Below are 21,669 nucleotides of genomic sequence, written 5' to 3'. Positions count from 1 at the left end.
TTTAGAGTGATATTTTGCAGTGTATTAATTTCTGTGTATAGTAATATAATAATGCATACTGGAGGATGAAATGGATTACAAGATTATTAGTGATGGCTGTTGTGATTTAGAAAAAGAGATCATTGAACAGTATAATTTACGTATTATACCTTTTTATATATCATTTGATGAGGAGACATATTATAAAGAGATTGAAGAAATCGGAATTCGTGAAGTATATGAGCGAATGGTAGGGAATCCAGATGTATATCCTAAGACCTCTCTTCCATCTGTACAGAATTATATTGATGTTTTTACAGAATATGTGAAAGAAGGGACACCGGTAGTCTGTATTTGTTTTACTCCATCTTTGAGTGGTTCTTACAACTGTGCATGTAATGCCAGAGAAATTGTCTGTGAGGATTATCCGGATGCCAAAATTGCTGTGATCAATTCTGAAGCAGGAACAGTAAGTCAGGGTCTTATGGTTATTGAAGCAGGAAGAATGTGTCAGAATGGAATTCCTTATGAACAGTGTGTAGATATTCTTGAGAAGATGAAAAAGACGAATAGAATTTTCTTTACTGTCGGTAACACAGATTATTTAAAACATGGCGGAAGAATCGGAAAGCTTGCAGGGATCGCAAGCAGCGCCCTTTCTTTAAAGCCTCTGATTACTTTAGTAAATGGTGAGATCGAAGCTTCAGGAATCGGACGAAGCCGTAAGAAGACAGTTGCCAAAACGATTGCGTTAATGGATGATTATTTTAAAGAAACCGGAGATGCGATGGAAGACTATTCTTTCCGCGTTGGTTTTGGCTATGATATAGAGGAAGGCAAGGAATATTATAATACCGTTGCAAATCATATTTATGGAGAGAGCCATGTAGATCAGGTGGGAATCTGCCAGATTGGGGCAACCATTGCGGTACATACCGGACCATATGCGATTGGAATCGGGTGTGTTAAGAAGTATGAGAATTATTTAATTCGTTAGAGGAAACAGACGAAAATAAAAAGAATAAACTATTACAAATGTAAAGATTTCACTGCGTAGAAAATGCCTGACCGGCATTTTTACTTGCTCTCACATTACATTTGTAATAGTTTATTCTTTTTATTTTCTGTGTTTTGGCTCCGGAAGGAATGAATGAAATAGTTTTTGGAGAGAGAAAGGGGATAGGTCAGAAGGTCGTGGCTTATTTTGAGACTGTCTCTGCGATGAGGTTAATGATGATAAGATGATATCGCCAGTTATCACTGTATATAATAAAATTATCATTATATTGTCGCAATATATGAGAGAAAAATACGCTTCTGATGAGATTACTTTCTGAGCAAGCGGTAGTTTTCTGATTTCCTTCCCCTTCTCTCCCCAAAGACTATTGCATTTATTCCTTCTGGAGCCAAAACACAGAAAAAAGAAATAATCCCCTGTCCCAGATGCGGCTTCGGAGCGTGTTTATGATGCGGATGAGCATCTTTAACACAGCGATTACAGAGCAGATGGGACAGGGGATTATTTCTTTTTTCGTCTGTTTAGCTTAAATAAAATACCAATTATATAAAATGTTTAAGAGAAACTTATTTTACTTTTACAGTTTTTACTTTGCTGTATGCACCATAAGTCTTAGTCTTTCCAACCTGTTTGTAGGAGCGTACTTTTACAAAGTATTTCTTTTTAGATGTTAATTTCTTTACTACTTTGCTTGTTGTCTTGTTACTTTTTACTACAATTGTCTTCTTTCCTTTGAAAGATTTCTTTGTGGAATACGTGATTTCGTAACCGGAAGCATTTTTATCTTTTTTCCAGGATACTTTTATTTTTTTCTTTCCATTTGCTTTTACTTTTGTAGTCTGTTTTGTAAGTTTTACCTTTGCGGCTGCTGTTGTGTTTGTTTTCTTTGCTGTAGTAGCAGGCTTTGTAGCTGGTTTGGCAGCAGTTGTTGTATTTGGTTTAGAAGCTGTTGTACTGTCTGGTGTGGATGGTGTTGGTGCTTCTGTGGATTGATACTGTATCAGGAGCCACCTGTTCTTCTAAAGCAATTAAAGATGCATGCCAGAAGGCATTTAATGCGGCAAAGAAGTAATTTTGAAAAGAGAAGCTTTTGTGTTTATTTAAGAAAAAGTTATTTGAATATTTAAATATTTAAAATAGTAAGAAAATTTATAAAAGACAATAGAAAGCATTTTAGAAGGGACAACGAATGAAATATAAAAACTTTTTAATCCGTTTATTTGATCTTATTCTCGTTCTGGGGCTTTTAGCAGGATATCAGGCTGTGATTTACAGTCGTGATAAAGAAGCCACAATTGCAGAATTAAAAAGCCAGGTAAATCAGCTTCAAGGAGAAAAAGAGGATATTCTTGAAGCAGCAAAAAATTCCGGAAAGCTAGGAGAAGGTGGTGCATCTGCTGGTCAGGCAGGAACGTATAAAGATGGAACATATACTGGAAGTTCACAGGGATTTGGCGGAGCAATTAAAGTAAAAGTAACGGTATCCGGGGAGAAGATCAGTGCGATAGATATTATAGAAGCAAGTGGAGAAGATGAGGCTTATTTATCAATGGCAAAAGATATTGTGAAGACAATACTTGATAAGCAGACGACAGAGGTTGATACAATAAGCGGAGCAACCTATTCATCTACAGGAATAAAGAATGCAGTAGGACAGGCATTAGAAGGAGCAGCTAAATAATGAAGAAAAAGAAAAAAATATCGGTGCAGACAATCATAGAAGTGATGATACGGGCAGTATTTTTTATTATCTATCCAGCGTTATTTTCCACTGCATTTACCGGAATAAAATTAATTGTAGAACAAATTACACAGCGTGCAAGTCTGCAGTGGAATTCCTTTGTACAGACACTTGTTGTATTGCTGGTCTTTACCATTGTATTTGGACGATTTTTCTGTGGTTTTGCCTGTGCATTTGGAACATGGGGTGATTTCGTTTATTTTATTTCATCTATGATTCGCAAAAAAAGAAAAAAGAAACCGTTGAAATGTTTTTCAAAAGCGGGAAAGATACTCCGGTATTTAAAATATGTTGTACTGCTTGTTGTCCTGCTTCTTTGCATAAAAGGTTACAGTAGTGCAGTTGCTGTACACAGTCCGTTCAGTGCATTTTCCCGTTTTCATCAGTTGAAGATGGCAGACAGCCTTATAGGAACAGGTCTCTTTTTATTGGTTACAGCAGGAATGGCATTGGAACCAAGATTTTTCTGCCGTTTCTTATGCCCAATGGGAGCAGTATTTTCCCTGATGCCGGTGTTACCATTTTCTGTAATCAAACGAAACAGAGAAAACTGTATTTCAAACTGTAAAGCGTGTAATTTAGTGTGTCCGGCAAACCTTGAGATACCATCGGATAAAGAAGGGGATAATGCGACATCCGGTGAATGTTTCTCCTGTGGAAAATGTATCGGAAAATGCCCAAAACAAAACACACATAATAGTCTTCCAGGAAGGTTATGGTTACCAATGCTTGTAGGAAAGGCTGTGATATTATTCGTGATATTTAGAATATTGTATTAAAAACTTTTCCAGATTTTGTCTATCAGATAAATTATTATATCAAAAATCCTTTTTCGTGTTATAATGGACGGTAATTGCTGTATATTGCTACCCTCATAAGAAAGGAGTATTTTTTGAATAAAGCAAATTTAATTATAGAAGAAGTGAATAAAGTAATTATTGGTAAAGAAAAGGTTATCCGTAAGGTGTGGATGACGATTCTCTCTGGTGGACATGTTTTGCTTGAGGATGTACCCGGTGTGGGAAAGACAACGATGGCGCTGGCTTTTTCAAAGGCTTTGGGACTTTCCTATCGAAGAATACAGTTTACACCGGACGTTATGCCATCGGATGTGGTCGGTTTCTACTATTATAATAAGGAAAGTGGGAAGTTTGAATACCGTCAGGGAGCAGTTATGACGAACCTTCTGTTGGCAGATGAAATTAACCGTACTTCAAGTAGAACGCAGTCAGCACTTTTGGAGGTTATGGAAGAAGGACAGGTAACGGTAGATGGTGTGACAAGAAATATACCGGAACCATTTTTTGTTATTGCAACGCAAAATCCGCTTGGTTCTGCGGGTACGCAGATGCTTCCAGAGTCACAGATGGATCGTTTTATGGTTCTTTTATCTATGGGATATCCAACAATAAAGGAAGAAATGATTCTGATGAGTCAGAGAAAGGTGAGTGATCCTTTAGATGATGTGAATGAAGTTATCTCAAAGGAAGAGTTACTTTCTATGCAAAAGGAAGTGAATGAGATTAAGGTTTCCTCGTTAATCTATCAGTATATTGCAATGCTTTCTGATGCGACACGAAGACATGATATGATTCAGCTGGGTGTCAGCCCAAGAGGCTCCCTGGCCTTATGCAGAATGGCAAAAGCAAGTGCATTTTTGGCTGGCAGAGATTATGTTGTGCCGGAAGATGTTCAGGATGTTGTAAAAGATGTTTTCCGTCATCGTCTGGTATTAAAGTCAAGAGCAAGGTTATCGAGTAAAGATGCGGATAAGATTATGGATGAAATCTGTGCCACTGTACATGTGCCGGATCGAAGAGCGGCAGGAGGAAGAAGATGACCCGAAAAAGATTATGGATGAATCGAATTAGCGGGATTGTCTGTCTGTTACTGTGGATTGCATTCATTATTTTTCTTTCTGGAACAACAGGGAAGATTGCCGGGATGGCATTAGGAATTATGTTGCTGGTGGCTGTCATTTATAATCTTTATCTTCCAAAAGAAGTTTCTACTCATCTGATTATTCCTGCCTACGCACAAAAGGAAGAAAAAATTACCGGACGACTTTGTATCAGCAATACAGGAGTGTTCCCTGTTTTATCTGGGAAAGTTTTTTTACAGGTAAAGAAGATGATCAGTGGGGAACAGGAAATGTTTTCTATGAATATCAGGGCAGCGGGACGAAAAAATGGTGCGGCTGCCTTTGTTATAGATTCGGAATATATGGGATTTTTGGAAATCACGATTTTGCGGGTGGAGCTGTACAGCTTTTTTGGATGTATGAAAAAGGTAACATATATAAATCAGGAGAAGGTGGTAATGGTTCTGCCACAAACAACGGAACTGCATTTTCCAGTACAAAACAGCGGAGTTGTCTGTTCTTTTTTTGATGAGGAGCAAAGTGGTAAAAAGGGAAATGGTCCGGGAGAATATTTCGGAATCCGTCCATATGTTGATGGGGATCCTATGAAACTGATTCATTGGAAACTGACAGGAAAAACAGATGAATATATGGTAAAAGAAGTGGAAGTGCCGATGATGCGGATGCCTCTTATTTTTCTGGAAACAAGGGTAGAGAAGCAGGATGCTGCTATGATCGATGGGCTGTTAGAAGCATTTTTTTCTATTTCACAGCATATGGCACAGGAGAGGCAGAAGCATTGCCTTTGCTGGTGGGATAAAAAGACCGATGGGTGGAATTTTTACAGTGTGGAAAATGTAGTGCAGTTGGAAGAAGTGTATGCCCATGTATTTCAAAGTATGTTTTTTTCTCAGGGGAATGCAACGATAGATTCTTTTGAAAAAGAAAGAAAAGAACAGTTTTCAGAAGTGATTTATATTACAGAGTATTGGAACGAGAAACAGGAAGTTTTCGATGACTGGAACCTGACTTTATTATTAGAACGACGGGAAGCAAGAAAAGAAGAAGGGGAAGCGTTAGTACCGTATATTTTTTCGGCAGAAACCCTGGGAGAAGATATCGATCGGATTTTGACAGCGTACAGGAGTGCAGATTATGGAGCATAAAAACTCATTTCACATTAAAAAATTGAATCATCAGAGTGGATATGGCTGGGCAGAAATGATGCGGGCCGGGTATGTGTGGCTTGCTGCGCTGTTATGTTTTATCTGGTATGCTGCCGGCCGTTTTGAAATGTATACAGCCGGTGTTGTTCTTTTTATCGGTGTCGCTTTTTTTATATTGTTGTATTTCGTTGGAATCTCTGTTGGAAAAGGTTTTGCGGTTTTTATAAGCGGTTTGTATTTTTTTGTTCCATTTTTCATTCTTTCTATGGAGAATATTCGAAGAGCTTTATTGATTTTCTCCCGGACAGTCTTTGATTATCTGGCAGATTATGGACAGAGCAAAAATATTTTTCATCGTATAATTCAAAATACATCGGTAGATATGCAGACAGGAAATGTGGAGTTTTTGTCATTTGTTGTCGGAATATTGGGGATAACTTTGTGGCTTATTCTTTTTATGGCATTGTTGTGGAAAGTCCAGCCTTGTATTTTATTTTTTACCGTAGCGATCTGCTTTACTTTTCCATTTTTTGTATGGGGAGTCCGGCCAGAATTGTTTGCAGTGTTAAGCTTTCTCATTTTTTGTTTCTTTTTCTTTGCTCCGTCTTTTTGGGGAGGAGTACTTGGAACTTCAATTCTTATTATTTTACTTCTTTTAGGAACTTTCTCAGGAATGACAAATACCGGACAGATGTCGGCAATTCAAAAGAAGTGGAATAAAGAACGATATAAAGAGGATGTATCTGTTCTTCCGGAAGGTCAGCTTACAAAGGCAAAAAAGATGAAGCGGACAGATAAAGAGGCTCTTAAAGTAAACATTTATAAGAAAAACAGTTATTATCTGAAAGGATTTGTTGGAACAACTTATGAGAATAATTGCTGGAAAGCAAGTACAAATAACTGGAATATTTTTGGCTCAGACAGGAGTATGCTTGCAGCTTCTGACCGGGAAGCATACGAATCTTTATTGTGGCTTCATAATAAAGAATTTTACGGAAACACAGTAATGTATCATTTTGTAAGGCGGAAAAAGCTTTCGGAAGGAAAAACGGACCCGTCTATTTACAGTTTATCTGTAAAAAATGTAGGGGCGAATCGAAAGTATCTTTATCTTCCTTATGAAAGTGCTGTTTTACCAACGATATACGAAGAAGAAGGGAAGGCAGCGGTCAATAAAACAGAGAATATATTCGCTTCCGGAATAAAAGGAGCAGGAGAATATTCTTTTAAAGCAATGGAAACAATGGCTGGAAAGTTGAAATCGTCTACCAATATTAAGACGGAGGATAAGAATCTTTCCTCAAAAAAAATGACGGAAAGCTATAAAGAATATGTAAATGCAACGTGTCTATTTTTAAATAAAGAAACAAAAACATTGATTTCTTCTGCAACAGAAGGAAGTATTCAAAGTAATCTGTCGGTATTAGCAATTATAAACCGGGTAAAAAGCTTCATGAAGACATCGATTACCTATAATGAAAATCCAGGAAGTATCCCGGAAGATGAAGACTTTGCCCAATGGTTTTTTGAAGATAAAAAAACAGGATATGATGTGCAGTATGCGGCGGCAGCAGTAATGATGTTTCGTTATTATGGAATTCCATCCCGTTATGTGGAAGGATACCTTCTTACACCGGAAACAGTAAAAGAGGCAGGAACGGCAGAGACGGTGACAGTTTCACAAAAATACGCGCATGCATGGCCGGAAATTTATCTGGATGGAATGGGATGGATTCCGGTAGAAGTTACTCCCAAATATGAAAACATTATGGGAACACCATATTATGAGACACAGGAAACTGCGGTAAGTAATTCAAGTTCGTCAGATCAATCTTTAGAAAATGACGATAAGAAGAAACAAGAAAAACAGCAGGAACAAAAAACGCAGGAAAAAGAACAGACAACAGAAAAGAAAACAGTAGAAACACCGCAGCAGATTCCGCAGGATCGTTCAAAGCAAAGCAAAGGGGGAGGAACGGTTCATAAAATCCTGTATATTCTATGTTTCTTTATTTTCATAGCAGGTCTTCTGCTTTTTGTGTTTAGAAAACGACTGCAAAAAGTATACCGAAATTATAAAACAGATAAACTTTTAAAACAGCAAAAGTATAGTCAGGCAGTCATGTTCTGGTATGATATTTTGTGTAAAACAATATATGGCAAAGAAAAAATAAGTGATAATCGTGTAAGAACCTTTGAAAAAAGACTTCGTACCTTTGACAGAGAAGTGGAACCGAAAAAGTTACATCTTTGTATGAAGATTCGTCAGAAAGCGGTGTATTCACCAGAAGGAATCACGAGAAAAGAAGCAGAAGCCGCAGTACATTTTCTGAAAAAAGAGTGTGAAAAACTGAAATAAAGGTATTTTAAGTTTCGTTTCTATTGACAGAGAAAACTATAGCGATTAGAATATTTTCATAGTTAGATTTAAATTAAGTGAGGATAAAATATGTGGTTAGCAGATAACTGGAAAGAATATGAAGTAATAGATTGCAGCGAGGGCGAGAAGCTGGAGCGCTGGGGTAAATACACCCTTCTTCGTCCGGATCCTCAGGTAATCTGGAACACAAAGAAGGAAGATAAGCATTGGAAGCATTTGAATGCACATTATCACAGAAGTAAGAAAGGTGGCGGAGAGTGGGAGTTTTTCAATCTTCCAAAACAGTGGGATATTCATTACAGAAGTCTTACTTTTCACTTGAAACCATTTAGTTTCAAACATACAGGGCTATTCCCAGAACAGGCTGTGAACTGGGATTGGTTTTCTGATAAGATTAAAAAAGCAGGCCGTCCGGTCAAGGTACTGAATTTATTTGCCTATACAGGTGGAGCGACATTAGCAGCCGCAGCGGCAGGTGCTTCTGTCACTCATGTAGATGCCTCCAAAGGAATGGTTACATGGGCAAAAGAAAACGCAGTGGCATCCGGTCTTGGAGATGCACCAATTCGATGGCTTGTAGATGATTGTGTGAAGTTTGTAGAAAGAGAGATTCGTCGCGGCAATCATTATGATGGAATCATTATGGATCCACCATCTTATGGAAGAGGTCCGAAGGGAGAAATCTGGAAGATTGAAGAGAAGATTTATTCTTTAGTATGTCTTTGTGAGAAGCTTCTTTCTAAAGATCCACTCTTCTTTTTAATTAATTCTTATACAACAGGATTACAGCCTGCGGTTCTTTCTTATATGTTAGGAAGTGCCATTGCTAAAAAGCATGGCGGCAAAGTTAGTGCAGACGAGGTCGGTCTTCCTGTTAGTGCAAGCGGACTTGTTCTTCCATGCGGTGCTTCCGGACGATGGGAAAAGGAATAGATGGGAGATAGCATATGAGTGCCAAAAAGACAGCTTTTTATGGAATGTTTCTTGCACTTGCCTTAGTAGCCGGATATATTGAACAGCTTATACCTGTTAATCTTGGAGTTCCGGGAGTGAAGCTGGGACTTGCCAACATCGTTACAATGCTTCTTCTTTATATAGCAGGAGTACCGGCAGCCTGCCTTATTTCCGCACTTAGAATCCTATTATCCGGGTTCCTCTTTGGAAGCGGATTCGCAATGGTATACAGTGCGGCAGGAGCGGCGATGAGTATGCTTGTTATGGCACTTTTGAAGAAAACAAAGAAGTTTTCTTCTGTAGGAGTGAGCGTAGCAGGAGGCATTTTTCATAATGTAGGCCAGATTATAGTCGCCATGCTTGTATTAGAAACAAAGGCATTAGCATATTATCTGCCGATTTTAATTCTTTCAGGACTTGCAGCGGGAATCTTAATCGGAATCTTAAGCGGGATATTAACAAAGAGATTAAATCCGATAATCAAGCAGCATTTTCTATAAGCTGACGAAAACTCTAAACATCTTATTTTGACAGCTGCTCTATAGTCGCTGCGTGTTGAATGTTCGCTTTCGCGCTCACATCCAGCACTTGCTCCGAAGCCGCATCTGCCAAGATAAGATGTTTAGAGTTTTCTGTTTATAGAAATACTGGAGAATAGTAGATGAAAGTACAAATCCCCTTTTTTCTTCAGAGATAGAAATCGAATATGGAATATTGCCACTTTTGAGCAATACCGAATTTTTATTCTCTCTGGCATTTTCGAAAACAGAAACTAAGCTAATAGATATATGGCAGATGTGACTTTGGAGCAAGTTCATAATGCGGGCGAGCATTATGAACGCAGTGATACAGAACAGCTGTCATATATCTATTAGCTTAGTTTCGTCTGTTGAATGACGAGATAAAGGAGGAAACACAAATGGAAATTACATACGATTACTATCGCATATTCTATTATGCGGCTAAATATAAGAGCTTTTCAAAGGCGGCAGAGATTCTGATGAGCAACCAGCCAAATATTACGCATTTTATGAATAATCTGGAGAATCAGCTTGGCTGTCGTTTGTTTATTCGTTCAAATAGAGGGGTAACACTTACAAGAGAAGGGGAAAAGCTATACAAGCATGTAACAATTGCATATCAGCATTTTCAACTGGCAGAATTAGAACTGGCGAATGATAAAAGTCTGCAGAGTGGAATTATAACCGTTGGTGTAAGTGAGATCGCATTACATTTGCTGATCTTACAGGTAATGGCAGACTTTCGAAAAGCATATCCGGGTATCCGCATCCGCCTTTCCAATCATTCTACGCCGGAGACGATTCAGGAAGTAAAAGATGGTCTGGTTGATCTGGCAGTAGTATCTACACCGGCCGATATCCCTGCTACATTAAAATCTACGTCTTTGATGGATTTTTCAGATGTAATGGTAGTGAGCAGCTCGCATAAAGAATTATGTGAGAAGCCGATACATCTTTCAAAGATGCAGGATTATCCACTCATTTGTCTTGGGAGAGGAACAAAGTCATATGAGTTTTTCAGTAATTTTTATCAAAGATATGGTTTAAAGTTAAATCCAGATATTGAAGCCGGAACAATTCATCAGATTCTTCCGATGGTTGTCTATGATCTTGGAGTAGGTTTTTTACCAGAAAATGTAGGTATAGAAGCCTTAGAAGATGGGAAAATAATAAAAGTACCCCTTATAGAGAAGATTCCTCAAAGACAGATCTGTCTGGTAGAATCAAAAAGAACACCGCTTAGTATCGCGGCAAATGCATTAAAACAATTCATAAATAATTATATTGAAACGAAATTGTAAGACAATTTGTAAATATATTTTCTTTTTTTCTTAAATATTCTTTAGCAATTCCGACTGCTTTCTGAAAAGATTTCTCATATTCATACAAATCGTTTTGTTAAATTGAATAAAAAAACAGTATTTATATGAGAAATCTTTGTACTATGTAAAAATTACATGATGGGTAAAAAAATAAAACATTTCCACGATAACAAAAAGAGGGGTAGAATGTGTAGCAATGGTTCAGGGCGAACAATTTCTTCCTATTAAATAGGGTTGCAAAGAGTATGTTCACCAATATAAGAATCAGGAAGGAGTGTGGCAGATGGATGCTCTGGTCAATGAACTGATGAAAGAGTTGAATTGCGACACTGTCTTTACGATTCCGGTACTCGGAGGAATCCCGGTTAAAGAATCTGTAGTAGTAACATGGATCATCATGGCGGTCATTCTGGTACTTTGTATAGCGTTAACCAGAAATTTAAGCGTAGAAAATCCAGGTCGTGGACAGATCATACTGGAAACAATCGTAAGCGGCGGACACAATTTCTTCAAGGACACACTGGGAGAACATGGAGCGGAATATATTCCATATCTTATGACAGTGACCCTCTACATCGGTATTGCCAATCTTATCGGACTGCTTGGTTTTAAACCACCGACAAAGGACATGAACGTGACGGCGGCATTAGCATTTATGAGTATTGTCTTAATTGAAGTAGCCGGCATCAGACAAAAAGGAGCAAAAGGATGGGTAAAGAGCTTTGCGGAACCAATTCCAATTATCTTGCCGATCAATATTATGGAGATTTTTATTAAACCATTATCTCTGTGCATGCGACTTTTTGGTAACGTACTTGGTTCTTTCGTTATCATGGAATTATTAAAGTTAATCGTTCCGGCAGTACTACCGGCAGTGTTTAGCTGTTACTTTGATATTTTTGATGGTTTGATTCAGGCCTACGTATTTGTATTCCTTACATCGTTGTTTATTAAGGAAGCGACAGAATAAGAAAACAACAAAAAATTTAAAGAGAAAAGAAAAGGAGTGTTGTAATTATGTCATCAGCATTATTTGTAGCAATTGGAGCAGGAGTTGCAGTATTAACAGGTATTGGAGCAGGTATCGGTATCGGTAAAGCTACCGCAGCCGCAACAGATGCGATCGCTAGACAGCCGGAAGCAGAAAGTAAGATCAGTAAAGCATTATTACTTGGTTGTGCGTTAGCAGAGGCAACAGCTATTTACGGTTTCGTTATCGCGTTATTAATCATCCTTTTCCTTAAATAATAGAATATATAAACATTAGGAAAAAGAAAGGCGGACGAAGAATATGCTTAATATAGATCCATGGAATATGGTAATGATTGTAATAAATCTTCTTGTATTATATGCGATTTTTCGAAAGTTCTTATACAAGCCGGTTATGAATGTGATTCATCAGAGAGAAGAATTGATTCAGGGACAGTTTGATTCTGCGAAAAAGACACAGGATGATGCTCTTGCGTTAAAAGCTGATTATGAACAAAAATTAGAGCAGGCAAATGTAAAAGCAGATCAGATCATTCTTGCAGCAAGAGATCAGGCAAAAGAAGAGCATGAGAATGCGATACTTGAGACGCAGGCTAAGACAGATAGAATGATTGAGAAAGCAAAAGCAGATATCGAAAAAGAACAGAAACAGGCACAGCAGGAAGTGCAGGGTGAGATTGCGAAGCTTGCACTTATCGCCGCAAGAAAGATTATAGAGACAGGTGAGGCCCATGACGCAGAAGGCAGTAAATAATGCGAAAGTATTATACCGGCTGAATGTTTTAAGAAGTGATGTGGAACAAGCCCATAAAATTTTCAAGAAGGCCCCTTTCCTTCTTGAAACACTGACAAATCCAGTTGTTTCCGAGGAAGCGAAAGAGGCAGTGCTTGATAAAATCGTAAGACAGAGTGGATTGCCGAATCTTCTTGGAAATTTTATGAAGATGATGTGCCGGATTGGTGAGATCGGGCAGATTACAGATATTTTTAACTGCTATTATAAATACTGGGATGAAAGGAATCACATTCTCCATGCGGAGGTTATTTACGCAGATGAGGAGACAAAGAAAGAAAAAGCATCCATTTTAAAGCAGTTAGAAAGCATTTATCCGAAAGAAAAAATCGTTCTTTCAGAAAAGACAGATGCTTCCCTTCTTGGCGGCTATGTCGTTCATGTTGGCTATGAAGAGTACGACCACAGTTATGAAGGAAAACTCAGACGGTTAGAAAGAAAATTAACAGGGAGGTGAATCTTGTGGGCGCAATCAGTGCAGAAGATATAATCTCTATTATACAGAGTGAAATCGAAAATTTTGATGTGGACAACACAAGTGAAGAGACAGGTACGGTCATATATGTAGGTGACGGAATCGTTACGGTTTACGGTATTGACCATGCGATGTACGGTGAGGTTGTTGTTTTTGATAATGGAGTAAAAGGAATGGTTCAGGATATCCGTCAGAATGAGATTGGTGTAATCCTTTTTGGACGTGATACCGGAATCAAAGAAGGAACAAAAGTAGTTAGAACAAAGAAAAAAGCAGGTATTCCTGTAGGTGATGAGTATATCGGAAGAGTAATCAATGCTTTAGGTGAGCCGATTGACGGCGGTGCCGAGATTAAAGCAGATGGCTATCGCCCGATTGAAGAAGAAGCACCTGGAATCATTGATAGAAAGTCTGTAAATACTCCAATGGAAACAGGTATTCTTTCTATCGATTCTATGTTCCCTATCGGACGTGGACAGCGTGAGTTGATCATCGGTGACCGTCAGACAGGTAAAACTTCTATTGCAACAGATACGATCCTTAACCAGAAAGGAAAAGGAGTTATCTGTATTTACGTTGCAATCGGACAGAAGGCATCTAGTGTTGCTAAGATTGTAAATACTTTAGAAAAATACGATGCAATGGATTATTCTATCGTATTATCCTCTACAGCCAGTGAACCTGCATCTCTGCAGTACATTGCACCATATGCAGGTACCGCATTAGCAGAATATTTTATGCATCAGGGAAAAGATGTGCTGATCGTATATGATGATTTATCAAAACATGCGGTAGCATATCGTGCAATATCTCTTTTGTTAGAGCGTTCACCGGGACGTGAGGCTTATCCTGGAGATGTATTCTACTTACATTCCAGACTGTTAGAGCGTTCCAGTCGTCTTAGTGATAAACTGGGAGGAGGTTCTATTACAGCACTTCCAATCATTGAGACACAGGCAGGTGATGTATCTGCCTACATTCCTACAAACGTAATTTCTATTACAGACGGACAGATTTTCTTAGAGAGTAATCTGTTCTTCGAAGGTATGCGTCCGGCGGTAAACGTTGGTTTATCCGTATCTCGTGTAGGTGGAGCAGCACAGACAAAAGCAATGAAGAAGGCATGCGGAAGTATTCGTATTGACCTGGCACAGTATCGAGAGATGGAAGTATTTACTCAGTTCTCATCAGATCTTGATGATGCAACAAAGGCACAGTTAGCACATGGTCGTGCTATTATGGAACTGTTAAAGCAGCCATTATGTCATCCGTTATCCTTACATGAACAGGTTATTACGTTATGTCTCGCAAATAATGGTATCTTTGATATCGTTATGCCAAAAGAAGTAAAGAAATATCAGAAAGATATTCTTTCTTATCTTGATCTCAAACATCCGGAAATCGGAAAAGAAATCGAAGAAAAGAAAGATTTATCTGACGAAATGGTTAAAAAGATCATAGAAGCAGCAAAGGAATACACTGATAAATAACAGGCAGGTGTTGGTATGGCAAGTGCAAAAGAAATTCAGGACAGGATGCGAAGCATCAAAGATACATTGAAGATTACAAATGCAATGTATATGATTTCTTCCTCCAAACTGAAAAAATCAAAAAAAATGTTAGCGGACACAGAGCCGTATTTCTATACCCTTCAGTCTGAAATGAGCCGAATCTTAAGACATCTTCCGGACGTGAACAGTATTTATTTTAAGACAAATGCAGAGATTCCGGAAAGAAAAAGAAAAGCCGGCTATATCGTCATTACAGCAGATAAGGGACTGGCTGGTTCTTATAATCATAATATTTTAAAAATTGCAGAAGAAGAACTTGCAAAAAGAGACGATTATAAACTGTTTGTTCTCGGTGAGTTAGGCCGGCATTACTTTGAACAGAAAGGAATTAATATTGATAAGCAGTTCCATTTTGTTGTTCAGGATCCATCCTTAAGCCGTGCTAGAAGAATTGCTGAGGATTTATTAAAGCTTTACCATACAAATGAACTTGATGAACTTTACATTATATATACAACTATGGTAAATGCAATGCAGGAGGAGGCACAGGTTGCACAGCTCCTGCCGCTGAAAAAAGCAGACTTTAAGATTCCGGTTCCGATTGATATCCCATTAGAGGGACTTTCATTAAAACCTTCTGCTGAAGAGGTTATGGACCACATCGTTCCAAACTATGTAGTAGGTTTTGTGTATGGTGCATTAGTAGAAGCATTTTCCTGTGAGCAAAATGCCAGAATGATGGCGATGGAAGGTGCGACAAACAGTGCGAAACAAATGTTAAAGGAACTGGATATTGAATATAACAGAGCCAGACAGGCTGCGATCACGCAGGAGATTACCGAAGTAATAGCCGGCGCGAAGTCGCAGAAGAAAAAGAAGAAATAAAAAGCGGAAATAATATAAGGAGGCTTTTTTGATGAAAACAGGAAAAATTATTCAGGTTCTTGGACCTGTAGTCGATGTTGAATTTGAAAATCAAGAATTGCCTGCAATCAGAGATGCTCTCGAAGTACAAAATGGAGATAAAAAATGTGTGATGGAAGTTGCACAGCATATCGGTAATCATGTTGTAAGATGTATTATGCTGGCAGCCAGCGAAGGTCTTCACAGAGATATGGAAGTTACTGCTGAGGGAAGCGGTATCAAAGTACCTGTTGGAGAGAAAACATTAGGCCGTCTCTTTAACGTACTCGGTGAAACGATTGATGATGGGGAACCAATTAAAGATGCTCCAAAGATGGTAATTCACAGAGAACCTCCGACATTCGAAGAACAGAACCCGGCAGTAGAAATTCTTGAAACTGGAATTAAAGTTATCGACCTTCTTGCGCCATATGCAAAAGGTGGTAAGATTGGTCTGTTCGGTGGTGCCGGTGTAGGTAAGACCGTACTGATTCAGGAATTGATCAGTAATATCGCAACAGAACATGGTGGATATTCTATCTTTACCGGTGTAGGAGAGCGTTCCAGAGAGGGTAATGACCTTTGGACAGAAATGGGAGAATCCGGAGTTCTTGCGAAGACAGCCTTAGTATTTGGACAGATGAATGAACCCCCGGGAGCTCGTATGAGAGTAGCAGAAACCGGACTGACTATGGCAGAATATTTCAGAGATGAAAAGAAACAGGACGTGTTATTATTCATTGATAACATTTTCCGTTTTACACAGGCAGGTTCCGAGGTATCCGCCTTACTTGGACGTATGCCTTCCGCCGTTGGTTATCAGCCAACATTAGCAACAGAAATGGGTGAATTACAGGAGCGAATCGCTTCTACAAAGAACGGTTCCGTAACAAGTGTACAGGCCGTATATGTACCAGCCGATGACTTAACTGACCCGGCTCCTGCAACAACATTTGCTCACTTAGATGCAACAACTGTACTTTCAAGAAAGATTGTAGAACAGGGTATTTATCCTGCCGTTGACCCACTTGAATCCTCATCCCGTATCCTTGAGGCAGATATCGTAGGAGAAGAACACTACGAAGTAGCCAGAAAAGTACAGGAAGCATTACAGAAATACAAAGAATTACAGGATATTATCGCTATTCTTGGTATGGAAGAATTATCTGACGAAGATAAGACAGTCGTATTCAGAGCAAGAAAGATTCAGAAATTCCTTTCCCAGCCATTCCATGTAGCAGAGAACTTTACCGGTATCAAAGGTGTTTATGTACCAGTAAAAGAAACTATTCGTGGATTCAAGGCAATCCTTGACGGTGAAATGGACGAATATCCGGAAAATGCATTCTTCAACGTCGGAACAATCGAGGACGTAAAGAAAAAAGCTGAGGAAATGAAAGCAGCAAACTAGGAGGGGTAGATATGGCTTCAAATACATTTAGTTTAAAAATCATATCCGCCAATCGTGTATTTTTTACAGGAAGATGCCAGTCTATTATCGTTCCGGGATATGACGGACAAAAAGAAGTACTGGCACATCATGAAAACATGGTTATTGCTGTCAATGAAGGAGAGATGCGTTTCCTTCCAGAAGAGGAAAGCGAATGGCAGTATGCCGTAGTCGGCATCGGTTTCATCGAAATCATTAATAACCGAGTCACCCTTCTCGTAGAAAGCGTGGAACGCCCAGAAGAAATCGACATTGCAAGAGCACAGGAAGCAAAAGAGAGAGCTTTGGAAAAAATACGTCAGAAACAGAGTATTCAGGAGTATTATCATATACAGGCTTCCCTTTCCCGTGCGATGGCGAGACTTCGGGTTGGTCATAGACAGAAACATGTTTAGGATGCTTTAGAAAGCTGACGAAAGACAGACGAAAATCGAATAAAGTTCATATATCGGTGCGACAATTCGCTTCGTTGGTATGTAAGAGAAAAAGATTAAAAGCAAAAAAGAGGTTTGTATACTCTTGTGCTGAACATTCCATTCTGCCTCAAAAAGCAGAAACTTCGGAGAAAGCAGTCCGAAGTTTCCAGAGTCAGAATTCCATAGCACAAAGGCATAAAACCTCTTTTTTGCTTTTAATCTTTTTCTATTTATAAGTATTGAGCGAATCATCTGCGTAGAGAGTTGGGTTCGATTTTCTGTGTATTTTAAAGTATTTCTGGTTATGTTGGGTTATACAGAACCACTCCTTCTTAAAATAAAGTTTACAAAATTCTTGACAGGATATAGAAAAATAGATCTTGTAGAAATATAATACTGAATAGGATGATACTTTAGATATTCATAGAGGGGTGGTTGCAAAATGAAAAGAAGGTATAGTTGTATTGCGATAATTTTAATAATGTGTATTTTATCAGCCTGTCATAATAAAAAAGAGGAAAGTGTTTCTACATCCGTAAATGATACAGGTGTTACTACAGAAGCCTCAAATGATACTTTTCTATCTTTAAATAAAAAAGAGGTTATTGAATTGATAGATTTGATTGAGGAAAGTCCTATTTTAAAAGATGGCGATTCGCTCAGTAACTATGGTGTTAAAGAGAATACGCAGGAAAAATATGCAAAAATCTGTATTGTCTATAAAAATAATCATGGAGAAGTACAGAATGTGTGGCTGAATACTTTTAAAGGAGACGTATTACATTTTTGCGATTCTTCAGGAGAAGATTATCGAATAGGGCCGAATAAGAAACTTGTAAAATTTATTACGAAGCATACTGGATATAGAGTATTATCTACGGCAGATTTTGATAAAATTGAGAGAATCATAGTAAAATACAATAATGAGGAATATCAGCTTTCTGCAAAGAAAACAGAACAGTTTATAAAGGCAGTTAAAAAACTTGATAAAAGACAAGACGAGTTCCACGATTACAATCTTACAGCACTGGCTTACACATCAGATGGGGATGTGTATCATATTAAAGCAGGACTAGGAGAATATTCCGAGAACGATATTGCTATAGAGGGAGCATGTTATGAAGAAGCAGAAAATGTAGTACGGTTACTGGAAAAATAGCTTTTATAGTGATTTTACAGAATACTATCAAGACCTTAATACTTCAAAGCATAGAAATAAAACAGACCGTTAGATTTGACATTCATTTTGATATGAGTTGTCAAACCTAGCGGTCTACTTTTAATACTATTAACTTATTCTATTTCTTATTTCTTACAGAAAAACGTCAGTGATTTCTGTTTTGTCAGATTATCTTCATTCTTTGCTCACAACCTGTTCACAAATCTACAGTATGATAAAACCATCAAAAACAACAACAGATTTTTGATAGATTTTTTCATACTTTCCTCTCTTTAGAAGCCGGCGTTATGTCGGTTTCTTTTTTATTAGATTGGACTGGCTTACTCATTCTCAATGATTTCCTGTATCTCATCTAGTTCCATATCTAATAAATCACTTATCTGCGCTGGTTTATACCCTTTTCGGTACATCTTAATTATAGTCTCGGCAATTCCTTCTTATTTTCCAATGGCGATTCCATTCTCAGTACCTTCCACATATGCCTGTTCTTTTATTCCCTGACTCAGATTACACATATCATTTACATCCTTTCTGATATCACTTTCCAATGGAATATCAAATTCATTTCCTATAATATCTAATTTCGTATTTACATCCAGTTTAGCAGATAATAATGCTCCAAGTAAACGATGAAGTTCATATTTTTCTTCTTTTTCTGGAAGATCTTCTGCCAAACCAATCAAAACAATATTTGCAAGGTCTATGTCACCTTTCCATTGATAAGTACCGACTACACTTTCCTGTGTAAAGTGAATATAATTCATACAGTTTTGAGACATATTCATACAAAGCCATATGGAATATACTCGTTTTATATCATTATAATTGGACTTTATAAACTCTCTGCCTTTCTGTGAGGAAATCATTCTGCTAATATAGAAGACTGCTCTATTTATTATATCATATGCCGATGGTTCTGCTTTCTGTGCTTCTATGTTCACAATAACCTGTGATAAGTTATCTTTCATTATAGCTCATGCTATATCTTCATAGCAAATACTTTTTCTTATTTATTTACTAATATTTTCCTTTCACAGATGTTTTTTTGTATAGTTTCGCAAATGGAGAATGATCACTTTCATTTTTTGAGTATCTGACAAAAAATATACGGTGGACGCAGTAATATTTACTTGGAATAAAACAAATTTCTCCGGGATTAAATAGTAATTTTTCCTCCAGCCAATGCCAGCTCTCCAAGAAAGAAGATATCCTATATTTGTGACCTTAGAGCGAGGATTGAATGTGAGCCATTAAGCGAATATTCAACCCGCAGTGATAGAGCCACAAATATAGGATATCTTCTTTCTTGGAGAGCGTCAGCTTTGCCTGGACTAACTTATTATTTAATGCAAAGGACTTTACCTGTTATGAAATCGAGTATATAATACAAAAAAGTACAGTTGGAATTTTGATTTCCTCGCAAAATCAGATAGAAAAAACAGGGAGAAAAATACAATGAAATGGATGATTGCATCAGATATACATGGTTCCGCATTTTACTGCGAGAAGATGCTTAAGGCATTTAAAAGAGAACAGGCAGATAAATTACTTTTGTTAGGGGACATTCTCTATCATGGACCACGAAATGACCTGCCAGAAGGATATGCACCAAAAAAAGTAATAGAGATGCTTAATAATATAAAAGAAAAGATTCTTTGTGTTCGTGGAAACTGTGATGCGGAAGTAGACCAGATGGTATTAGAATTTCCGATTATGGCAGACTATGTGATGATTACAGAAGGAGATTTGAATATCTTTGCAACTCATGGTCATCATTTTAATGAAAAGAAGCTGCCGCCGATGTTTGAAAAGACACAGGAGGGTTTGATATTATTGCATGGGCATACCCATGTTCCAGTATGCAGAGTACATGAAAGTTATACTTACATGAATCCAGGTTCCGTATCTATTCCAAAGGAAAATTCGGAACATAGTTATATGATACTGGAGACTGGAGCGTTCTGGTGGAAGACATTAGACGGTGAGACTTACCTTAATTTTAAAGGAAGTAAGCCGGAAAGAGGGTATTGCAGAGAGGAGTATAGATAGTAATATCAGATGTGAGATATTAATACAGGACAGGAGGTGTGCTGTGAAAAGAACCGATCAATATCTTTATCTTGCAAATGGAAGACTCCATCGTTCACTATTTGGTGCAATCAATGAAAAAGGAGAAGTTAAAATTGTAAAAGATAATCAGGTGTTAACTAAGCTGAATGAGAAGCAAGCGAAAGCGTTAGGGCATATAGCAAGAAAGATTAAAGAATTGGATAATCAAAAATTAGTATCTGCTGTATATCTTTATGGAAGTGTTGCCAGAGGGTCTGCACATGGAATGAGTGATTTGGATATTTTTATTGTATTAAACGATAATGATTTAACGGCAGAAGAGTGTAGAAAGTTTCGTATAGAAAACAGCTCGTTTAACGATATAGATATAGATATTCACTTTGAAAATAGGAATATTTTTTTGAAATCAAATAGCACATACCATACAAATATAAAAAAGGAGGGGTTAGAATTATGGACAGTATGACTTATTTAGATTTTGCAGAAAATGATTATAAATATTTTATGCATAGTTATGAATCAGGATATGTAGCCAATAATATGGCTGCGAATGCACAGAATACTGCCGAGAAGTATTTAAAACACCTGATAGACCAATATGACCATGATGAGCAAAGACTTGATTTGCGAACGAGAACTTTACGAACATATAATTTATCGCAGTTGATGAATTATTTATCTAATGAAATGAGTATTCAGATTCCATTGAGAGTAAAACGTGATATTAATGCGTTGAATGACTATTATTTCAATGCAAGATATCCAGGAGACAATTCTTTTTTTGTAAGTAAGGATGACATAGAAATATGTAAAGAAGGATTGGATGCTTGCAGAGAACTAGTGTTGAGTATAGATGGAAAAAAGAAGCAAAAAAATAAAGAGAAAGAACTAATATCTGAGAATATTCCAATAGTGGAAGACGAGGAATGGGATATCTAA

23 protein-coding genes and 1 pseudogene are annotated in these 21,669 nt (G+C 37.7%); 22 read left to right on the top strand and 2 right to left on the bottom strand.

Annotated elements, in window-relative coordinates; all coding sequences use genetic code 11:
* Nucleotides 1-70 precede the first annotated feature (70 nt).
* Nucleotides 71-976 (top strand): DegV family protein, encoded by a 906-nt coding sequence (locus tag FYJ25_RS04040; RefSeq protein WP_154580598.1) that lies wholly within the window; start codon nucleotides 71-73, stop codon nucleotides 974-976.
* A 587-nt stretch (nucleotides 977-1,563) separates the two neighbouring features.
* On the opposite strand, the pseudogene FYJ25_RS14970 reads toward FYJ25_RS04040, so the two are convergent.
* Nucleotides 1,564-1,818: pseudogene (locus tag FYJ25_RS14970) on the bottom strand (fibronectin type III domain-containing protein); the annotation flags it as partial.
* 146 nt (nucleotides 1,819-1,964) lie between these two features.
* Between FYJ25_RS14970 and FYJ25_RS15120 the strand changes: the two are divergent.
* The 18 genes from FYJ25_RS15120 to FYJ25_RS03945 all read left to right on the top strand — a co-directional run bounded on the left by FYJ25_RS15120 (nucleotide 1,965) and on the right by FYJ25_RS03945 (nucleotide 18,639).
* Nucleotides 1,965-2,069: an FMN-binding protein gene (locus FYJ25_RS15120; RefSeq protein WP_096241150.1), complete on the top strand. Its 105-nt coding sequence runs from the start codon at nucleotides 1,965-1,967 to the stop codon at nucleotides 2,067-2,069.
* Nucleotides 2,070-2,186: 117 nt separating this feature from the next.
* Nucleotides 2,187-2,678 carry an FMN-binding protein gene (locus tag FYJ25_RS04025; protein ID WP_096241149.1) on the top strand — a complete coding sequence of 164 codons (492 nt, stop codon included), beginning with the start codon at nucleotides 2,187-2,189 and terminating at the stop codon, nucleotides 2,676-2,678.
* Nucleotides 2,678-3,517, top strand: coding sequence for a 4Fe-4S binding protein (locus tag FYJ25_RS04020; protein WP_154580597.1), 840 nt, complete (start codon nucleotides 2,678-2,680; stop codon nucleotides 3,515-3,517). The genes FYJ25_RS04025 and FYJ25_RS04020 overlap by 1 nt, the downstream gene beginning before the upstream one ends.
* Before the next feature lie 113 nt (nucleotides 3,518-3,630).
* Nucleotides 3,631-4,578, top strand: a complete 948-nt coding sequence (locus FYJ25_RS04015) for an AAA family ATPase (RefSeq protein WP_167513771.1) — start codon at nucleotides 3,631-3,633, stop codon at nucleotides 4,576-4,578.
* On the top strand, nucleotides 4,575-5,765 hold the full coding sequence (locus tag FYJ25_RS04010; RefSeq protein ID WP_154580596.1) for a DUF58 domain-containing protein: 1,191 nt from the start codon (nucleotides 4,575-4,577) through the stop codon (nucleotides 5,763-5,765). The genes FYJ25_RS04015 and FYJ25_RS04010 overlap by 4 nt, the downstream gene beginning before the upstream one ends.
* On the top strand, nucleotides 5,755-8,124 hold the full coding sequence (locus tag FYJ25_RS04005; RefSeq protein WP_154580595.1) for a transglutaminase-like domain-containing protein: 2,370 nt from the start codon (nucleotides 5,755-5,757) through the stop codon (nucleotides 8,122-8,124). Before FYJ25_RS04010 ends, FYJ25_RS04005 begins: the two co-directional genes overlap by 11 nt.
* A gap of 90 nt (nucleotides 8,125-8,214) precedes the next feature.
* Nucleotides 8,215-9,078 (top strand): class I SAM-dependent methyltransferase, encoded by an 864-nt coding sequence (locus FYJ25_RS04000; RefSeq protein ID WP_154580594.1) that lies wholly within the window; start codon nucleotides 8,215-8,217, stop codon nucleotides 9,076-9,078.
* A 14-nt stretch (nucleotides 9,079-9,092) separates the two neighbouring features.
* On the top strand, nucleotides 9,093-9,599 hold the full coding sequence (locus FYJ25_RS03995; protein WP_154580593.1) for a Gx transporter family protein: 507 nt from the start codon (nucleotides 9,093-9,095) through the stop codon (nucleotides 9,597-9,599).
* Nucleotides 9,600-10,018: 419 nt separating this feature from the next.
* Complete coding sequence (locus tag FYJ25_RS03990) at nucleotides 10,019-10,921, top strand: LysR family transcriptional regulator (protein WP_096241143.1); 903 nt, start codon at nucleotides 10,019-10,021, stop codon at nucleotides 10,919-10,921.
* A 304-nt stretch (nucleotides 10,922-11,225) separates the two neighbouring features.
* On the top strand, nucleotides 11,226-11,912 hold the full coding sequence (locus FYJ25_RS03985) for a F0F1 ATP synthase subunit A (protein WP_096241142.1): 687 nt from the start codon (nucleotides 11,226-11,228) through the stop codon (nucleotides 11,910-11,912).
* A gap of 47 nt (nucleotides 11,913-11,959) precedes the next feature.
* The gene (gene atpE, locus FYJ25_RS03980; protein ID WP_005347476.1) at nucleotides 11,960-12,190 is read left to right on the top strand and encodes an ATP synthase F0 subunit C; all 231 of its coding nucleotides are present in this window, start codon (nucleotides 11,960-11,962) and stop codon (nucleotides 12,188-12,190) included.
* 43 nt (nucleotides 12,191-12,233) lie between these two features.
* Nucleotides 12,234-12,686 (top strand): F0F1 ATP synthase subunit B, encoded by a 453-nt coding sequence (gene atpF, locus FYJ25_RS03975; RefSeq protein WP_021907809.1) that lies wholly within the window; start codon nucleotides 12,234-12,236, stop codon nucleotides 12,684-12,686.
* Nucleotides 12,664-13,182: an ATP synthase F1 subunit delta gene (gene atpH, locus FYJ25_RS03970; RefSeq protein ID WP_096241141.1), complete on the top strand. Its 519-nt coding sequence runs from the start codon at nucleotides 12,664-12,666 to the stop codon at nucleotides 13,180-13,182. The genes atpF and atpH overlap by 23 nt, the downstream gene beginning before the upstream one ends.
* Nucleotides 13,179-14,690 (top strand): F0F1 ATP synthase subunit alpha, encoded by a 1,512-nt coding sequence (gene atpA, locus FYJ25_RS03965; protein WP_408608958.1) that lies wholly within the window; start codon nucleotides 13,179-13,181, stop codon nucleotides 14,688-14,690. The genes atpH and atpA overlap by 4 nt, the downstream gene beginning before the upstream one ends.
* A 15-nt stretch (nucleotides 14,691-14,705) precedes the next feature.
* Complete coding sequence (atpG, locus tag FYJ25_RS03960) at nucleotides 14,706-15,596, top strand: ATP synthase F1 subunit gamma (RefSeq protein WP_154580592.1); 891 nt, start codon at nucleotides 14,706-14,708, stop codon at nucleotides 15,594-15,596.
* Between the two features lie 31 nt (nucleotides 15,597-15,627).
* Nucleotides 15,628-17,025, top strand: a complete 1,398-nt coding sequence (gene atpD / locus FYJ25_RS03955) for a F0F1 ATP synthase subunit beta (RefSeq protein WP_005347489.1) — start codon at nucleotides 15,628-15,630, stop codon at nucleotides 17,023-17,025.
* An 11-nt stretch (nucleotides 17,026-17,036) separates the two neighbouring features.
* Nucleotides 17,037-17,459 carry an ATP synthase F1 subunit epsilon gene (atpC, locus tag FYJ25_RS03950; protein WP_154580591.1) on the top strand — a complete coding sequence of 141 codons (423 nt, stop codon included), beginning with the start codon at nucleotides 17,037-17,039 and terminating at the stop codon, nucleotides 17,457-17,459.
* Nucleotides 17,460-17,922: 463 nt separating this feature from the next.
* Entirely contained in the window at nucleotides 17,923-18,639 is a 717-nt protein-coding gene (locus tag FYJ25_RS03945; protein ID WP_154580590.1) for a hypothetical protein, read from the top strand.
* 458 nt (nucleotides 18,640-19,097) lie between these two features.
* On the opposite strand, the gene FYJ25_RS03940 is transcribed toward FYJ25_RS03945, so the two are convergent.
* A complete protein-coding gene (locus FYJ25_RS03940; RefSeq protein ID WP_243145678.1) occupies nucleotides 19,098-19,628 on the bottom strand; it encodes an Rpn family recombination-promoting nuclease/putative transposase in 531 nt (176 codons plus the stop codon).
* A 487-nt stretch (nucleotides 19,629-20,115) separates the two neighbouring features.
* On the opposite strand from FYJ25_RS03940, the gene yfcE reads away from it, so the two are divergent.
* The 3 genes from yfcE to FYJ25_RS03925 are packed head-to-tail and all read left to right on the top strand — an operon-like array spanning nucleotide 20,116 to nucleotide 21,669.
* Nucleotides 20,116-20,709, top strand: coding sequence for a phosphodiesterase (gene yfcE / locus FYJ25_RS03935; protein ID WP_154580589.1), 594 nt, complete (start codon nucleotides 20,116-20,118; stop codon nucleotides 20,707-20,709).
* Between the two features lie 43 nt (nucleotides 20,710-20,752).
* Nucleotides 20,753-21,196 carry a nucleotidyltransferase domain-containing protein gene (locus FYJ25_RS03930; RefSeq protein ID WP_154580588.1) on the top strand — a complete coding sequence of 148 codons (444 nt, stop codon included), beginning with the start codon at nucleotides 20,753-20,755 and terminating at the stop codon, nucleotides 21,194-21,196.
* Nucleotides 21,184-21,669, top strand: coding sequence for a HEPN domain-containing protein (locus FYJ25_RS03925; RefSeq protein WP_154580587.1), 486 nt, complete (start codon nucleotides 21,184-21,186; stop codon nucleotides 21,667-21,669). The genes FYJ25_RS03930 and FYJ25_RS03925 overlap by 13 nt, the downstream gene beginning before the upstream one ends.

The sequence above is a fragment of the Anaerobutyricum soehngenii genome (assembly GCF_009697165.1).
Lineage (GTDB): Bacteria > Bacillota > Clostridia > Lachnospirales > Lachnospiraceae > Anaerobutyricum > Anaerobutyricum soehngenii.
Note: the sequence above shows the minus strand (reverse complement) of the source record. Positions and strands in the feature narration are given on the sequence as shown.

Coding starts and splice junctions, on each gene's coding strand:
- FYJ25_RS04020 (WP_154580597.1), top strand. CDS start 2,678: ATGAAGAAAAAGAAAAAAATATCGGTGCAGACAATCATAGAAGTGATG.
- FYJ25_RS04040 (WP_154580598.1), top strand. CDS start 71: ATGGATTACAAGATTATTAGTGATGGCTGTTGTGATTTAGAAAAAGAG.
- FYJ25_RS04000 (WP_154580594.1), top strand. CDS start 8,215: ATGTGGTTAGCAGATAACTGGAAAGAATATGAAGTAATAGATTGCAGC.
- yfcE (WP_154580589.1), top strand. CDS start 20,116: ATGAAATGGATGATTGCATCAGATATACATGGTTCCGCATTTTACTGC.
- FYJ25_RS04005 (WP_154580595.1), top strand. CDS start 5,755: ATGGAGCATAAAAACTCATTTCACATTAAAAAATTGAATCATCAGAGT.
- FYJ25_RS03940 (WP_243145678.1), bottom strand. CDS start 19,628: ATGAAAGATAACTTATCACAGGTTATTGTGAACATAGAAGCACAGAAA.
- FYJ25_RS03925 (WP_154580587.1), top strand. CDS start 21,184: ATGGACAGTATGACTTATTTAGATTTTGCAGAAAATGATTATAAATAT.
- atpF (WP_021907809.1), top strand. CDS start 12,234: ATGCTTAATATAGATCCATGGAATATGGTAATGATTGTAATAAATCTT.
- FYJ25_RS04025 (WP_096241149.1), top strand. CDS start 2,187: ATGAAATATAAAAACTTTTTAATCCGTTTATTTGATCTTATTCTCGTT.
- FYJ25_RS03995 (WP_154580593.1), top strand. CDS start 9,093: ATGAGTGCCAAAAAGACAGCTTTTTATGGAATGTTTCTTGCACTTGCC.
- atpD (WP_005347489.1), top strand. CDS start 15,628: ATGAAAACAGGAAAAATTATTCAGGTTCTTGGACCTGTAGTCGATGTT.
- FYJ25_RS03985 (WP_096241142.1), top strand. CDS start 11,226: ATGGATGCTCTGGTCAATGAACTGATGAAAGAGTTGAATTGCGACACT.
- atpG (WP_154580592.1), top strand. CDS start 14,706: ATGGCAAGTGCAAAAGAAATTCAGGACAGGATGCGAAGCATCAAAGAT.
- FYJ25_RS03945 (WP_154580590.1), top strand. CDS start 17,923: ATGAAAAGAAGGTATAGTTGTATTGCGATAATTTTAATAATGTGTATT.
- FYJ25_RS03990 (WP_096241143.1), top strand. CDS start 10,019: ATGGAAATTACATACGATTACTATCGCATATTCTATTATGCGGCTAAA.
- FYJ25_RS04010 (WP_154580596.1), top strand. CDS start 4,575: ATGACCCGAAAAAGATTATGGATGAATCGAATTAGCGGGATTGTCTGT.
- FYJ25_RS15120 (WP_096241150.1), top strand. CDS start 1,965: ATGGTGTTGGTGCTTCTGTGGATTGATACTGTATCAGGAGCCACCTGT.
- atpE (WP_005347476.1), top strand. CDS start 11,960: ATGTCATCAGCATTATTTGTAGCAATTGGAGCAGGAGTTGCAGTATTA.
- atpH (WP_096241141.1), top strand. CDS start 12,664: ATGACGCAGAAGGCAGTAAATAATGCGAAAGTATTATACCGGCTGAAT.
- atpC (WP_154580591.1), top strand. CDS start 17,037: ATGGCTTCAAATACATTTAGTTTAAAAATCATATCCGCCAATCGTGTA.